This window comes from Mycolicibacterium parafortuitum (genome assembly GCF_010725485.1).
Taxonomy (GTDB): domain Bacteria; phylum Actinomycetota; class Actinomycetes; order Mycobacteriales; family Mycobacteriaceae; genus Mycobacterium.
This window is the reverse complement of the sequence record NZ_AP022598.1, coordinates 2,873,661-2,887,166: the sequence shown is the minus strand read 5'-3', so window position 1 is coordinate 2,887,166 and position 13,506 is coordinate 2,873,661. Positions and strand designations below refer to the sequence as shown.

General features: G+C 68.2%; 17 protein-coding genes. 8 read left to right on the top strand and 9 right to left on the bottom strand.

Going from position 1 to position 13,506, the window contains the following annotated elements; all coding sequences use genetic code 11:
- The first annotated feature begins 48 nt into the window (after positions 1 to 48).
- Both NTM_RS13955 and NTM_RS13950 read left to right on the top strand, forming a co-directional pair.
- Positions 49 to 399, top strand: coding sequence for a DUF485 domain-containing protein (locus NTM_RS13955; RefSeq protein WP_104863950.1), 351 nt, complete (start codon positions 49 to 51; stop codon positions 397 to 399).
- Positions 396 to 2,027, top strand: a complete 1,632-nt coding sequence (locus NTM_RS13950) for a monocarboxylic acid transporter (RefSeq protein ID WP_083145469.1) — start codon at positions 396 to 398, stop codon at positions 2,025 to 2,027. Before NTM_RS13955 ends, NTM_RS13950 begins: the two co-directional genes overlap by 4 nt.
- A gap of 72 nt (positions 2,028 to 2,099) precedes the next feature.
- Here the strand turns inward: NTM_RS13950 and NTM_RS13945 are convergent, their stop codons facing one another.
- Together NTM_RS13945 and NTM_RS13940 are read right to left on the bottom strand one after the other, a co-directional pair.
- Entirely contained in the window at positions 2,100 to 2,285 is a 186-nt protein-coding gene (locus NTM_RS13945) for a DUF5302 domain-containing protein (protein WP_083145470.1), read from the bottom strand.
- 29 nt (positions 2,286 to 2,314) lie between these two features.
- Complete coding sequence (locus tag NTM_RS13940; RefSeq protein ID WP_104863952.1) at positions 2,315 to 2,758, bottom strand: PPOX class F420-dependent oxidoreductase; 444 nt, start codon at positions 2,756 to 2,758, stop codon at positions 2,315 to 2,317.
- 81 nt (positions 2,759 to 2,839) lie between these two features.
- Here NTM_RS13940 and NTM_RS13935 point away from each other — a divergent pair, with 81 nt between their 5' ends.
- Entirely contained in the window at positions 2,840 to 3,688 is an 849-nt protein-coding gene (locus NTM_RS13935) for a class I SAM-dependent methyltransferase (RefSeq protein WP_104863953.1), read from the top strand.
- On the opposite strand, the gene NTM_RS13930 is transcribed toward NTM_RS13935, so the two are convergent.
- Positions 3,689 to 4,054 (bottom strand): Rv1152 family transcriptional regulator, encoded by a 366-nt coding sequence (locus NTM_RS13930; RefSeq protein ID WP_104863954.1) that lies wholly within the window; start codon positions 4,052 to 4,054, stop codon positions 3,689 to 3,691. It lies immediately after the preceding gene.
- 36 nt (positions 4,055 to 4,090) lie between these two features.
- Here NTM_RS13930 and NTM_RS13925 point away from each other — a divergent pair, with 36 nt between their 5' ends.
- The gene (locus NTM_RS13925) at positions 4,091 to 4,807 is read left to right on the top strand and encodes an NAD-dependent deacylase (RefSeq protein ID WP_170311979.1); all 717 of its coding nucleotides are present in this window, start codon (positions 4,091 to 4,093) and stop codon (positions 4,805 to 4,807) included.
- A gap of 13 nt (positions 4,808 to 4,820) precedes the next feature.
- Here NTM_RS13925 and NTM_RS13920 read toward each other — a convergent pair whose 3' ends face one another.
- Complete coding sequence (locus NTM_RS13920) at positions 4,821 to 5,453, bottom strand: class I SAM-dependent methyltransferase (protein WP_163766637.1); 633 nt, start codon at positions 5,451 to 5,453, stop codon at positions 4,821 to 4,823.
- A 141-nt stretch (positions 5,454 to 5,594) separates the two neighbouring features.
- Between NTM_RS13920 and NTM_RS13915 the strand changes: the two genes are divergently transcribed.
- Together NTM_RS13915 and NTM_RS29005 are read left to right on the top strand one after the other, a co-directional pair.
- Positions 5,595 to 6,137: a DoxX family protein gene (locus NTM_RS13915; protein ID WP_163766636.1), complete on the top strand. Its 543-nt coding sequence runs from the start codon at positions 5,595 to 5,597 to the stop codon at positions 6,135 to 6,137.
- 90 nt (positions 6,138 to 6,227) lie between these two features.
- A complete protein-coding gene (locus NTM_RS29005) occupies positions 6,228 to 6,359 on the top strand; it encodes a hypothetical protein (RefSeq protein ID WP_104863957.1) in 132 nt (43 codons plus the stop codon).
- Positions 6,360 to 6,411: 52 nt separating this feature from the next.
- On the opposite strand, the gene NTM_RS13910 is transcribed toward NTM_RS29005, so the two are convergent.
- The 3 genes from NTM_RS13910 to NTM_RS13900 are packed head-to-tail and all read right to left on the bottom strand — an operon-like array spanning position 6,412 to position 9,293.
- On the bottom strand, positions 6,412 to 7,404 hold the full coding sequence (locus tag NTM_RS13910; RefSeq protein WP_163766635.1) for an NAD(P)H-dependent flavin oxidoreductase: 993 nt from the start codon (positions 7,402 to 7,404) through the stop codon (positions 6,412 to 6,414).
- Positions 7,405 to 7,408: 4 nt separating this feature from the next.
- Entirely contained in the window at positions 7,409 to 8,161 is a 753-nt protein-coding gene (locus NTM_RS13905; protein WP_163766634.1) for a 3-hydroxyacyl-CoA dehydrogenase, read from the bottom strand.
- 37 nt (positions 8,162 to 8,198) lie between these two features.
- The gene (locus tag NTM_RS13900; RefSeq protein ID WP_163766633.1) at positions 8,199 to 9,293 is read right to left on the bottom strand and encodes a CaiB/BaiF CoA transferase family protein; all 1,095 of its coding nucleotides are present in this window, start codon (positions 9,291 to 9,293) and stop codon (positions 8,199 to 8,201) included.
- A 118-nt stretch (positions 9,294 to 9,411) separates the two neighbouring features.
- On the opposite strand from NTM_RS13900, the gene NTM_RS13895 reads away from it, so the two are divergent.
- Entirely contained in the window at positions 9,412 to 10,221 is an 810-nt protein-coding gene (locus NTM_RS13895) for an enoyl-CoA hydratase (protein WP_163766632.1), read from the top strand.
- Between the two features lie 146 nt (positions 10,222 to 10,367).
- On the top strand, positions 10,368 to 11,627 hold the full coding sequence (gene tet(V), locus NTM_RS13890; RefSeq protein ID WP_232079926.1) for a tetracycline efflux MFS transporter Tet(V): 1,260 nt from the start codon (positions 10,368 to 10,370) through the stop codon (positions 11,625 to 11,627).
- On the opposite strand, the gene NTM_RS13885 is transcribed toward tet(V), so the two are convergent.
- Positions 11,624 to 12,334 carry a CPBP family intramembrane glutamic endopeptidase gene (locus tag NTM_RS13885; protein WP_104863962.1) on the bottom strand — a complete coding sequence of 237 codons (711 nt, stop codon included), beginning with the start codon at positions 12,332 to 12,334 and terminating at the stop codon, positions 11,624 to 11,626. The genes tet(V) and NTM_RS13885 overlap by 4 nt on opposite strands.
- Positions 12,331 to 13,476: an NAD(P)H-binding protein gene (locus NTM_RS13880; RefSeq protein WP_163766630.1), complete on the bottom strand. Its 1,146-nt coding sequence runs from the start codon at positions 13,474 to 13,476 to the stop codon at positions 12,331 to 12,333. The genes NTM_RS13885 and NTM_RS13880 overlap by 4 nt, the downstream gene beginning before the upstream one ends.
- Positions 13,477 to 13,506: the final 30 nt, after the last annotated feature.

The window sequence follows — 13,506 nt, the reverse complement described above, 5'->3', positions numbered from 1 at the left end:
ACGTTTGCGCCAGAGCCGGTTCACAGTAGTCAGGAGCGTGAGATCAAGGTGTCCGAGACAGACCTTCCGATTCGCCCGGAAGCCATCAGCGGCGAACGCTATCTAGAAGTCCAGGCCAGCCCCGAATTCCAGGAACTGCGCACCCGGTTGCGCCGGTTCGTGTTCCCGATGACGGCGGTCTTTCTCGTCTGGTACGCCGTCTACGTTCTGCTGGGCGCCTTCGCCCACGACTTCATGGCCACCCGGGTGTGGGGCGACATCAACATCGGGCTGCTCATCGGGCTCGGCCAGTTCCTGTCGACCTTCCTGATCACCGGCCTCTACGTACGGTTCGCCAACCGCGAGCTCGACCCGCGCGCCGAGGCGATCCGCACCCGACTGGAGAGTGAGATCAAATGACCACCCTTCTGGCCCAATCCGAGACCGTCGGCAACCCGGCGGCCAACATCGGGATCTTCAGCCTCTTCGTCGTCGTGACGATGATCGTGGTGATCCGGGCGAGCAAGCGCAACGCCACCGCCGACGAGTTCTTCACCGGCGGCCGCGGATTCTCGGGCCCGCAGAACGGCATCGCGATCGCCGGTGACTATCTGTCGGCGGCAAGCTTCCTCGGTATCGCCGGCGCGATCGCGGTCTACGGCTACGACGGCTTCCTGTACTCGATCGGCTTCCTCGTCGCCTGGCTGGTGGCCCTGCTCCTGGTCGCCGAATTGCTCCGCAACACAGGAAAATTCACGATGGCCGACGTGCTGAGCTTCCGGCTCAAGCAGCGTCCGGTTCGGCTCGCCGCGGCGACGAACACCCTGGCGGTGTCGCTGTTCTACCTGCTGGCGCAGATGGCCGGCGCCGGTGGCCTGGTCGCCCTGCTGCTCGACATCAACAGCCGCGCCGGCCAGTCCGTGGTGATCGCGGTGGTCGGCGTGCTGATGATCGTCTACGTGCTCGTCGGCGGGATGAAGGGCACCACCTGGGTACAGATCATCAAGGCCGTGCTGCTGATCGCCGGCGCGGGCTTCATGACGGTGATGGTGCTGGTGAAGTTCGGCGTGAACTTCTCCGAGATCCTCGGTTCGGCGCAGTCGGCCATCAGTGGTGCGACCACCGCGGGCGTCGCCGACCGTGACGTGCTGGCGCCGGGCGCGCAGTACGGCGGTTCGCTGACCTCGCAGATCAACTTCATCTCGCTGGCGCTGGCGCTGGTACTCGGCACCGCGGGTCTGCCACACGTGCTGATGCGCTTCTACACGGTGCCGACCGCGAAAGAAGCGCGGCGATCGGTGGTCTGGGCCATCGCGCTGATCGGCGCGTTCTACTTGTTCACCCTGGTGCTCGGTTACGGCGCGGCGGCGCTGGTCGGTCCGGACCGCATCCTCGGCGCGGCAGGCGGGGTGAACTCGGCGGCGCCACTGCTGGCGTTCGAACTCGGCGGCGTGATCCTGCTCGGCATCATTTCCGCGGTCGCGTTCGCGACGATCCTGGCGGTCGTGGCCGGGCTGACGATCACCGCGTCGGCGTCGTTCGCCCACGACATCTACGCGTCGGTGTTGAAGTCTCACAAGGTGACCGAGGCCGAGCAGGTGAGGGTCTCGCGGATCACCGCGGTGGTGCTCGGCATCCTCGCGATCGGGCTGGGCATCCTGGCCAACGGCCAGAACATCGCGTTCCTGGTGGCGCTGGCGTTCGCGGTCGCCGCGGCGGCGAACCTGCCGACGATCATCTACTCGCTGTACTGGAAGCGGTTCAACACCCGCGGCGCGCTGTGGAGCATGTACGGCGGTCTCATCTCGACCATCGTGCTGATCGTCTTCTCCCCGGCGGTGTCCGGATCGAAGACCGCGATGATCCCGGGTGCGGACTTCGCCTGGTTCCCGCTGGCCAACCCGGGCATCGTGTCGATCCCGCTGGCCTTCATCCTCGGCATCGTCGGCACGCTCAGCGCGCCCGACGACGAGGACCCGAAGATCGCCGCCGAGATGGAGGTCCGGTCACTGACCGGGATCGGCGCCGAGAAGGCGGTCGCGCACTAAGCCGAGAAACGCCGAAATTGCATTCCAGCAGGCAAAAGTCGAGAAGACTTCTGCTGGAATGCAATTTCGGCGTTAGCCGCTCTTGCGCCTGAACTCGCGCCGGTTCTCCACCGGTCCGTGGGAGCCCCTGGCCTTGTTCGCGCCGCCGTCCTTGTGGGACGAACCCTTGACCGCGTTGGCGTTCTTGCGCTCCAGCGCCTCCCGGAACTTGCGCTTGTTGTCGTCCTCGCCGGACTGAGCCGACTCCTTGGATGCCATGGCCGCAGCGTAGTCCGCCGCGCGCGGTTTCAGCGCTTCCCCGGCGGCATGCCGTAGACGTGGGAGATCGGCAGCGTCATCAGGACCCGGCGGTCGTCGACCATGGCCCTGCGGTAGTCGTCCCAGTCGGGGTGCTCCCCGGCGAGCTTGCGGTACAGCTCCACCAATCCTTCGACGGTCTCGTCGGCGGGGTTCGCCGCGGGCGGGCTCAGCACCGCATCCCCCTCGGCCACCGCGTACGCCCAGCCGTCGTCGGAGCTCACGTGGATCGCGGCGCGTGGATCGCGGCGCAGGTTGCGGGTCTTGGCCCGCGGCTCGGTGATCGACACCGAGATGGTCTGAGCCGGCGCGTCGAAGTGGTACGACACGTTCGACAGCTGCGGTCTGCCGTCGCGCTTGATCGTGGCCAGCACGCCGAGCGAGTTCCCGGCGATCAGCGCCAGCAGCTTGTCGTCGAAAACGTCGCGGGTCATGGCACGAGCCTACGACTTCCGCCGGTCTGGGAGGATGGACCAGGTGTCTCGATTTCCAACCCGATTCAGGAGGGGCTGACGATGACGCCGAACGGCAAACACACCGCCGACCTCACCGGAGTGTCCGAGACCGCGCTGATGACCTTGCTGGTCCGTGCCACCGAGGCGCGGCGCCCCGATTCGCTGATCGACGATCCGATGGCGATCCATCTGGTCGATTCGATCGACTACGACTTCGCGAAGTTCGGTTTCACGCGGCGCCAGGACATGGCGGTGCGGGCGCTGGTGTTCGACAAGTGGACCCGCCGTTACCTGCGGGACCACCCGCGCGCGACCGTGGTCGCGTTGGCCGAGGGGCTGCAGACCTCCTTCTACCGGCTCGACGCGCCGGCAGGCGACGCGTCCCGGGACGTCGGCCACGACTTCCGGTGGCTGACGGTCGACCTGCCGCCGATGGTCGAGTTACGGCGCAAGCTGCTGCCCGCCTCCGACCGTGTCGAGATGGTTGCCCAGTCCGCGCTCGACTTCAGCTGGATGGACCGGGTGAAGACCGACGACGGGGTGTTCATCACCGCCGAGGGACTGCTGATGTACCTGCAGCCCGAGGAGGCGATGGCGCTGATCGCCGAGTGCGCGGCCCGCTTCCCCGGCGGTCAGATGATCTTCGACCTGCCGCCGTCGGCGTTCGCGTCCCTGGTCCGGCGCGGGGTGCGCGCGTCCCTGCGCTACCGGGTGCCCTCGATGCCGTTCTCGCTGACCCTCGCCGAAGCCGCCGACCTGGTCAACACCGTTCCGGGCGTGCGCGCCGTACACGACCTTCCGGTCGAGCGGGTGCGCGGACGACTGCTCAACGCGTTGATGTGGACCGCCGCACGCGTGCCGTTGCTCGACTCCGTGCGGCCGATGTTCACGCTGCTCGAGTTCGGCTGATCACCCGAACGCCGTCTCGATGTAGCGCAGCGCCTCGTCCTTGCCGACCCCGAGTGCGCGGGCCGTGGACACGTAGGTGTGCGCGGCCGTCGCCATCGCGGCATCGGCGGGATCCGCCCGGGCCACGAAGGTGCCGAACCTGCCCCTGGTCTCCAGGATTCCCGCCGCTTCCAACTCCCGGTAGGCACGCGCCACGGTGTTGACCGCCAGGTTGATCTGACCGGCCAGCTCGCGGACCGTCGGCAACCGGGTGCCGGGAGCGAGTTCCCCGTCCCGGACCCCTGCGATGATCTGCGTTCTGAGCTGGTCGAACAACGGCCTGGACGCGTGCGGATCTACGCGTACCCAATCCCCCAAGTCCCCCACGTGCCCAGTATTGCCTACAGCGACTAATTTGGTGGCGTGCAGGTGACGGTATTCAGCGGTGCCGGGATCTCCGCCGAAAGCGGTGTCCCGACATTCCGCGATGTCGAGACCGGGCTGTGGGCCAAGGTCGACCCGTACGAAATCTCCAGCGCGGACGGCTGGCGCGCCCACCCCGACCGGGTGTGGGCCTGGTATCTGTGGCGCCACCACATGATGAGCGCGGTGGCGCCGAACAGCGCCCATCGCGCGGTCGCGGCGTGGGAGGACTACGCCGACGTGCACGTGATCACCCAGAACGTCGACAACCTGCACGAGCGCGCCGGCAGCAGCCGGGTGTACCACGTGCACGGCAGCTTGTTCGAATTCCATTGCGACGTATGCGGATCCGCGTACCACGGCGCCGTCCCGGACATGCCCGAGCCGGTCGAGTCGGTCGATCCCCCGCAGTGCGACACCTGCGGCGGGCTGATCCGTCCGAACGTGGTGTGGTTCGGCGAGGCGCTGCCCGACGAAGCCTGGGACAAGTCGGTGCAGGCGGTCGTCAACGCCGACGTGGTGGTATCGGTCGGGACGTCGTCGGTGGTCTACCCCGCCGCGGGCCTTCCCGAGTTGGCGATCGCCCGCGGCGTCCCGGTGATCGAGGTCAATCCCGAGGAGACACCGTTGTCGTCGAGTGCGACGGTGACCTTGCGCGAGTCGGCGGTCGCCGCGCTGCCCGGACTGCTGCAGCGACTGCCCGCCCTGCTCGGATAGTTCATTACGGGCCTCAGGTAGGACGGACCGCCACCCCGATCGCGAACTCGGCGACCGGCACCGGAACCCACGCCGGGAACGTCCACTCCCGACGCGCCGCCGTGACGCGGAATCCCGCGCCGGTGATGGTGTCCTCGGTGTGCCGGTGGGTATGGCAGTTCCCGAGCAGCCGCGGCCACACGGTGGCGTCGGCGATCCGTTGCAGCCGCGCGCGGGCGCCCGCACTGGCCACATGCTCCAGGTACCGCAGCTCACCGCCTGGCCTCAGAGTCGAATACAGCTGCCGGACAACGTCGTCCGGGTTGTCGACCGAACACAGCACCAGCGAGCACACCACCGCGTCGAACGGTTCGGTGTCGGCGAACTGTTCGACGGTGTCGGTGCTGACGACGACCGGGACGGCCGCCCCCGAGGCGGCCTCCCTGGCGTGTTCGGCGAGGCGGCGCTCCGGTTCGACGGCCACCACCTCGCTGACCGTCGCGGGGTAGAACTCGAAGTTGGTGCCGGTGCCCGCGCCGACCTCCAGCACCCGGCCGGTCAGCCCGGCGAGGTTCTCCCGGCGCAGCCGCCGCAGCGACTCCGGCTCGCGGGACGACATCGCCGTCCACAGCCGGGCGAAGAACGGGTTATCGACGACGTCGCTCATCAACGGCCTCCTTCAACAACGGCCTCCTTCAACCAGTCCCCAAATTGTGCAGCACCGTCGCGGTGCACTGTTCCGGGTCCGGGTGGTGCGGGGGCGACGCCCCTGCGATGAGTTTCAGGGAGCCGGCGAGTCGTAGAGAACATGACCGACACAGCGACAGCTCCAACCACCACGACCGCGCCCGCCGCCGGGACCGTCGACATCGGGCTGCTGATCCTGCGGATCGGGGTGGCCGCCGCGCTCCTTCAGGCCGGCCTGATCAAGGCCACCGACTTCCCGATGACCGTGCAGTTCATGACCGACGCGGGGTGGCGGGCCCCGGCGTTCGCGGCGTTCATGGTCACCGCCACCGAGACCCTCGCAGGCATCGGCGTGCTTCTCGGCGTGCTGACTCCGCTGGCAGCGTGCGCCGGACTCGGCGCGATGCTCTGCGCGTGGGCGGTGAACGTATCGGCGGCGGCGTTCTGGTCCGATCCGTTCAACGTCCCGTTCCTGATCGGCCTCGGCGCCGCGGCGCTGCTGTTCACCGGCGCCGGCGCATACTCGGTCGACGCCCGGGCGTTGACGCGAATCGCCTGGTCAACACGTGTGAGAGTGGGGCTGCTGGTGCTCGCATTCGCCGCCGCGGTCCTGACCTGGATCGCGCTCTACGGCGTCAACCCGATCCACTTCAGCGCCCCGTGAAGCGCAGACCCTACCGAGCGGTAAGGATTGCCACAGTTTTCCGATAGCAAGCTCAAAGATTCCTTAGACCGCCTGGTTACTCTCCAGTACATGTGGATCGACGACACCAACGCTGATGTCATCAAGGTTGATTTCGAGGCGCTCTACCACGGCGATTTCCTCGTCGAGGGCCTGACCTCGGAGCAGCTCGACGACGAACAGGCACTGCCCACCGCAGTATGAAAGAGCGCGCGTCCACCGGACGCGCGCTCCTCCATTTTCGGTTTGCCTGACGCTAGACGCGCTCCGCCGCGGGCGTGACCATCCCCGCCAGCCGGCCGGTGACGATCTCCTCCGCCTCGCCGACGATCCGTGCGACCAGATCGCCGACCGCGGGGATGTCGTTGATCAGGCCCATCGCCGTCCCGACAGTCCAGATCCCGGCGTCGATATCGCCGTCGTCGAACACCTTGCGGCCGCGCACACCGGCCACCAGATCCTTGACGTCCTCGAACTGACCACCGTCGGCGAGGATCTGCACCACCTCACGCGACACCACGTTGGACGCCACCCGGGCGGTGTTGTGCAGGCTGCGGAAGATCAATTCCGTACCCCGCTCGTCACCGGCCACGATGGCCTCCTTGACGTTCTGGTGGATGCACGACTCCACAGTGCACATGAACCGCGAACCCATGTTGACGCCGTCGGCGCCCAGCGCCAGCGCGGCAGCGAGCCCGCGGCCGTCGGCGAAGCCGCCCGAGGCGATCATCGGGATCTCGATCTTGTCGGCCGCGGCCGGGATCAGCACCAGGCCGGGCACATCGTCCTCGCCCGGATGACCCGCGCACTCGAACCCGTCGATACTGATGCCGTCGACGCCGAGGCTCTGCGCCTTGACGGCGTGCCGCACCGAGGTGCACTTGTGCAGCACCTTGATGCCGTTGTCGTGGAACATCGGCAGGTGCGGCGCCGGGTTGGAGCCGGCCGTCTCGACGATCTTGATCCCCGAGTCGACGATCACCTGGCGGTACTCGTCATACGGCGGCGGGTTGATCGCGGGCAGGATCGTCAGGTTCACACCGAACGGCTTGTCCGTCAGGTCCCGCGTCTTGGCAATCTCGTTGGCCAGATCTGCCGGCGTCGGCTGCGTCAGCGCGGTGATGAAACCCAGCGCACCCGCATTCGCCACGGCCGCAACGAGTTCCGCGCGACCCACCCACTGCATACCACCCTGGGCGATGGGGTGCTCGACCCCGAACGCCTCGGTGAACTTCGTCCTGAGCGTCACCCGATCACCTCGGGGCCATGCGGATGGCGCCGTCAAGGCGGATGGTCTCACCGTTGAGCATCGGGTTCTCGACGATGTGCACGGCCAGCGCGCCGTACTCGTCGGGGTCGCCGAGGCGGGCCGGGTGCGGAACCTGCTTGCCCAGCGAGGCCTGCGCCTCCTCCGGCAGCGAGCCCAGCAGCGGGGTCTTGAACAGACCCGGCGCGATGGTGCACACGCGGATGAACTCGCGGGACAGGTCACGCGCGATCGGCAGGGTCATACCGACGACACCGCCCTTGGAGGCGGAGTACGCGGCCTGGCCGATCTGGCCCTCGAACGCGGCCACCGACGCGGTGTTGATGATGACGCCGCGCTCGCCGTTTATCGGCTCGGTCTTGGCGATGCGCTCGGCGGCCAGGCGCAGCACGTTGAAGGTGCCGATCAGGTTGACCTCGACGACCTTCCTGAAGCCGTCGAGCGGGAACGGGCCGTCCTTGCTCAGCGTCTTGATCGCGTTGCCGATACCGGCGCAGTTGACGTTGATACGCAGCGGGCCGAACTCCTCGGCGGCGTCCAGTGCGACGGCCACCTGCTCGGGGTCGGTCACGTTGGCCTCGACGAACTTCGCGCGCGGGCCGAGCTCGGAGACGACTTCCTCACCCTTGAGGTCGATGACGACGACCGAGGCGCCCCGGTCGAGCAGTCGCTTGGTCGTCGCCAGTCCGAGGCCGGAGGCACCTCCGGTGACGACGGCGGCGGCGTCTTTGATCTCCACCTGATTTGTCCTTTCGATGGTTGTAGAGAAGAAGAGGTCAGAGCCATTCCTGCAGAACGGCTTCGGTGTCCGCGCCGGGCACCCCGGGTGCCTTCGGTGCGGCCGGGGCCGAGCGCGAGAACCGCGGCGCGGGCGCCGGGTAGAGGAACCCGTTCTCGCGGTAGAAGGTGTCGCGCTCGGTGTTGTGCGGTTCGGACTCCACCTCGGCGAAGGACAGCACCGGCGTCACGCACGCGTCGGTGCCGGCGAAGACCCGCGCCCAGTGATCGCGGTCGTGGGCCGCGATTGCCTTGGTGAAGGCTTCTTTGAGTTCCGGCCAGCGGCTCATGTCGTTCTGGTCGGGCAGATCCGCGCCGTCGAGGCCGATCCCCTTGAGGAACTCCGCGTAGAACTGCGGCTCGATGCAGCCCACCGCGATGTGGCGGCCGTCGGCGCAGGTGTAGGTGTCGTAGTACGGCGCACCGGTGTCGAGCATGTTCACGCCGCGCTCGTCACTCCACATGCCCATGCCGCGGAACGCCCACATCATCATCGACAGCACGCTGGAGCCGTCGACCATCGCCGCGTCGACGACCTGGCCCTTACCCGAACGCTCCCGCTCGTAGAGCGCCGAGAGCACACCCACCAGAAGGAACATCGAGCCGCCGCCGAAGTCACCGACGAGGTTCAGCGGCGGCACCGGCCGCTCCCCCTTGCGCCCGATCGCGTGCAGCGCGCCGTTGAGTGAGATGTAGTTGATGTCGTGCCCGGCCTGCTGGGCGCGGGGACCGTCCTGCCCCCACCCGGTCATGCGGGCGTAGATCAGCTTCTCGTTGACCTTGGCGCAATCCTGCGGGCCGAGGCCGAGCCGCTCGGTGACGCCGGGCCGGAAACCCTCGATCAGCACGTCGGCCTTGGCGATCAGCCGCAGAACCATGTCGCGGTCCTCGTCGCTCTTCAGGTTCGCCGCGACCGAGCGGCGGTTGCGCAGCAGATAGTCACGACTCGGATTGGTCGCCGGTCCGGGGCCCTTACCTGGGCGTTCGATGCGCACCACGTCGGCGCCGAGGTCGCCGAGAATCATTGCGGCGTGGGGCCCGGGGCCGATGCCGGCCAGCTCCACAACTCGAAGTCCCTGCAGTGGTCCAGCCACGCTGACCGCCCTTCATGAGTATCGATCGGTTGACCGCGACATAGCTTACTTGTATAACCAAGTCGACCGGGCCACGGGGCTTCAGCAGTCTGGAAGGCCCCCGACGAAGGGGACATTCATGACCATCACCGACGCCTATGAGGGCATCGACCACCTCACCGTCAGCCTCGACGGCGGCGTGCTCACCGTGACGCTGAACCGTCCCGACAGCCTGAACTCGCTCAGCGCGCCGATGCTGGAGACGTTCGCCGCAACCCTGGAGCGCGCCGCGGACGACTCGCGGGTGCGGGTGGTCCGCATCGGCGGCGCCGGCCGCGGCTTCTGCTCGGGAGCGGGCATCAGCGAAGAGGACCACGCCAATCCGGGCGCGTCCGGCACGCCCGACGACGTGCTGGACGCGGCCAACCGCTGCATCCGCGCGATCGCGAACCTGCCCCAGCCCGCCGTCGCCGTCGTGCACGGCGCCGCCGCCGGCGTCGGGGTCTCGCTCGCGCTGGCCTGCGACGTCGTACTCGCCTCGGAGAAGGCCTTCTTCATGTTGGCGTTCACCAAGATCGGCCTGATGCCCGACGGCGGTGCGTCGGCGCTCATCGCGGCCGCGGTCGGCCGCATCCGCGCGCTGCGGATGGCACTGCTGGCCGAGCGCATCCCCGCCGCGGAGGCCTACAACTGGGGCCTGGTCAGCGCGGTCTACCCGGCCGACGATTTCGAGGCCGAGGTCGACAAGGTCGTCGAGACCCTCGTCGCCGGCCCCGCGGCCTCGCTGCGCCTGACCAAGAACGCCATCAACGCCGCGACGCTCACCGAGCTGGAGCCCGCGCTGGAACGCGAGACCACCGGCCAGCTTTCGCTGTTGCACTCCAATGACTTCCACGAGGGCACCCAGGCGTTCCAGCAGCGGCGCGCACCAAAGTTCACCGACATCTGAGGGACGGCTCACGACTGTGGGCCCTGTGTACGCGAATCCGCGGTTCGGCGTGCACAACCCCCACATTCGCCCGTGGGTCGGCAGAAAATCATTCGACCCGCGTGAGGTGAATCGGCCACCATCGATAGGTGAGCACGCAGTTCGACATCCAGCAGCCGGTGATCTCCGGCCGGTGGCGCGTGCTCGCACCGTTCCGGTTTCGCGAGTACCGCCTGTTGATCGCCGCGGTATCGCTGTCGATCTTCGCCGAGGGCATGTGGGCCGTGGTGATGGCATTGCAGGTCATCGAGCTCACCAACGATCCCACCGCACTGTCGCTGGTGGCCACCTGCCTGGCGGCGGGTCTGGTCGCGTTCGTGCTCGTCGGCGGTCTGGCAGCTGACCGGCTGAGCCTGCGCGCGATCATCATCGTCGTCGAGGCGGTCAACACCGCCGTCGCGACCGCTGTCGCCGTCCTCGGATTCCTTGGCGCGCTGCAGATCTGGCACATGGCGCTGGCCGCAGGCGCGCTCGGCGTCGCGGCGGCGTTCTTCTTCCCGGCCTACAGCGCGATCCTGCCGAGGATCCTGCCCGCCGAGCAACTGCTGGCGGCCAACGGGGTCGAGGGCGTGGTGCGCCCGGTGTTCCAGCGCGCGGTCGGACCCGCAGTCGCCGGCCTGGTGATCGGTGCGACGTTCCCGGCGCTGGGTGCGTCGATGGTCGCGGCACTGTTCGGGGTCGGCCTACTCTTGCTGCTCGCAACCCGGTTACCGACGAAACCCGTTGCGATCGCCGGTGATCGGCCGCAACTGGTACGGGATCTCAAAGACGGCTTCGCATTCATGGTGAAGACGCCGTGGTTGTTGTGGACGCTGCTGTTCGCCAGTGTGTTCGTGCTCGTCGTGCTCGGGCCGATCGAGGTGCTGTTGCCGTTCGTCGTGCAGGACCGGTTCGAGCACGGCGAGCAGACCTACGGATTCGTGCTGGCCTTCTTCGGATTGGGCAGCGCGCTCGGCGCCCTCGGGGTGTCGTCGCGACGGATGCCGCGGCGCTACCTGACCACGATGCTGGTGTGCTGGGGCGCCGGCTCGATTCCGCTGATCGCGCTGGGCATGACGTCGTCGTTCGCGGTGATGGCGCTCGCGTCGTTCATCGTCGGGCTGACCGACGGCGCCGGGATGGTCATCTGGTCCACACTGCTCCAGCGGCGGGTGCCGCCGCAGATGCTGGGCCGGGTGTCGAGCCTGGACTTCTTCGTCTCGCTGGCCTTCATGCCGGTGTCGTTCGCGATCGTCGGCCCGCTGTCGAAAGTGGTGTCGATGCAGGCGATCTTCCTGGCCGCGGGCGTGGTGCCGGTGGTGCTGGCCCTGGTCGCGATCTGGGCGGCGCGGATGCACCGCGACGAGGTCGCGCACCCGCTGCGTTAGACCCCGAACATCGGGGGAAGTGCGAGCACCATGACCAGACCCCAGAAGAAGTGGGTCAGCATCGGCGCGAGCACTCCCCCGGTGGCGCGCCGCAGCAGCGCGCAGACGGTGCCGAGGATGATCGCGGCGAAGCCCAGCATCGGGTTGCCGGTGGTCGCCGCGGTGGCGACGACGTACAGCGCGGTGGACAAGATGATCGGATGGTGTTTGAGCAGCGCGGTGTAGACCGCGCCACGGAAGAACATCTCCTCGGCCACCCCGTTGATCACGGTGATGAACACGATCAGGTAGAGCGGGCCTGCGTTCGAATACTGCAGCACCTCACGGACGTAGTCGTTCACGGCGGGAATTTCCCGAACCACCAGGGCGCCGAGGACGAAAACCGCGCCGAGCGCGATGCCGATCAGGGTGCCGGTGATGACGGGACGCTGGTTGCGCCCGCGGAAGCAGACGTAGCCCATGTGCAGCGGGCCCGACAGGAAGGCGCCGGCGGCCCACACGCCGGCCAGCGCGAGAGTCAGCCAGATGAAGGTCTCGTCCCCCGGCGGCCTGCTCAGCGAGTAACCGAGCAGTGCGGCGCCGACGAGCACCACCACCGACACGATCACCTTGCGCCTGCCGATCACCGACGGCGGCTCGTTGTACGGAGGCGCTTTCGTGGCGGCGATCTTGCGCAGCTCGCCGGCCCAGCTCGTCGGCGCGCTCACGCCGGGATCACCTTGGGCACCATCCCCAGCACCGTGTCCAACCCGGTGCGTACCGCCGCGGCGAACGGCCGGGGCACGAAGGCCAGCAGTCCCAGCATCGGGTGCACGAGCGGCGGAGTCACCGCGCTCGCGAGTTGCCGCAGCCGCGACACGTCGCCACCGGCCCAGCCCGGATCGGTGTCGGCCAGGTGGTGCGGGTCGAGCAGTTCGTTGACCGGCCGGCGAGGTGCGCTGCCGACCGCGCGGCGGATCGCGTCCTCGACTCCGACCAGCCCGTCCGGCGGATCGGGCACGAATGCCGACAATCCGCTCGCCGACGCGATCATCGGGAAGTCGAGTGACTCCACCAGGTCGGCGGCCAGCCCACCGGGAACCGGCAGAACCAGCCCGGTCACCTTCGACACCATCGACGTGTCGATGCCGTAGACCGCGACCGGTGCCCGCCAGATCCCCGCGATGCGTGCGTAGGTCCGCAACAGGTCGCCGTAGGTGGTGGTCTCGGGGCCCCGGATGTCGTAGGCCCCGGCCGGCACCTTGGGGTCGGCCGCGGCGACCAGATAGTGCAGCACGTCGCTGACCGCGATCGGGTCGATCGGGTTGACCGACCATTCGGGCATGGGCAGCAACAGGAATCGGTCGGCGACATAGCGCAGCATCTCGAACGACGTGGAGCCGGCGCCGATCACGATGGCCGCGCCGAGCCACACGACGTCGGGACCGCCGTCGACGGTCAGCGCCGCGGCGACCTCCGCGCGGCTGGTCAGGTGCTCCGACAGCGAGTCGTCGTCGGGGACGAAGCCGCCCAGATAGACGATGCGCCGCACACCGGCAGCCTTCGCGGCCGCGGCGACGTTGGCCGCGGCGCGGTTGTCCGCCTCCCGGAACCCGGGCTGTCCGATGCCGTGGACGAGGTAGTACACCACGTCGACAGGACCCGCCTCGGTGAACGCCTGCTGGACCGACATCTCGTCATGGGCGTCGAGCGCGACCGCCGAAACCTCGTCGTACCAGCCGAACTCGGCCAGCCGAGCCGGATCGCGGCTCGCGGCGACCACCTGGTGGCCGTCCTGCAGGAGCTCGGTGACGAGGCGCGAACCGATGTAGCCGGTCGCGCCGGTGACCAGGGTGCGGACGGTGTTCACCGTAGGGCTGTACCCGCGGTCACCGGATCA

Bases quoted from the DNA above. Each gene is read 5' to 3' on its own strand.
- NTM_RS13950 (WP_083145469.1), top strand. From the start codon at position 396: ATGACCACCCTTCTGGCCCAATCCGAGACCGTCGGCAACCCGGCGGCC.
- NTM_RS13945 (WP_083145470.1), bottom strand. From the start codon at position 2,285: ATGGCATCCAAGGAGTCGGCTCAGTCCGGCGAGGACGACAACAAGCGC.
- NTM_RS13940 (WP_104863952.1), bottom strand. From the start codon at position 2,758: ATGACCCGCGACGTTTTCGACGACAAGCTGCTGGCGCTGATCGCCGGG.
- NTM_RS13935 (WP_104863953.1), top strand. From the start codon at position 2,840: ATGACGCCGAACGGCAAACACACCGCCGACCTCACCGGAGTGTCCGAG.
- NTM_RS13920 (WP_163766637.1), bottom strand. From the start codon at position 5,453: ATGAGCGACGTCGTCGATAACCCGTTCTTCGCCCGGCTGTGGACGGCG.
- NTM_RS13915 (WP_163766636.1), top strand. From the start codon at position 5,595: ATGACCGACACAGCGACAGCTCCAACCACCACGACCGCGCCCGCCGCC.
- NTM_RS29005 (WP_104863957.1), top strand. From the start codon at position 6,228: ATGTGGATCGACGACACCAACGCTGATGTCATCAAGGTTGATTTCGAG.
- NTM_RS13895 (WP_163766632.1), top strand. From the start codon at position 9,412: ATGACCATCACCGACGCCTATGAGGGCATCGACCACCTCACCGTCAGC.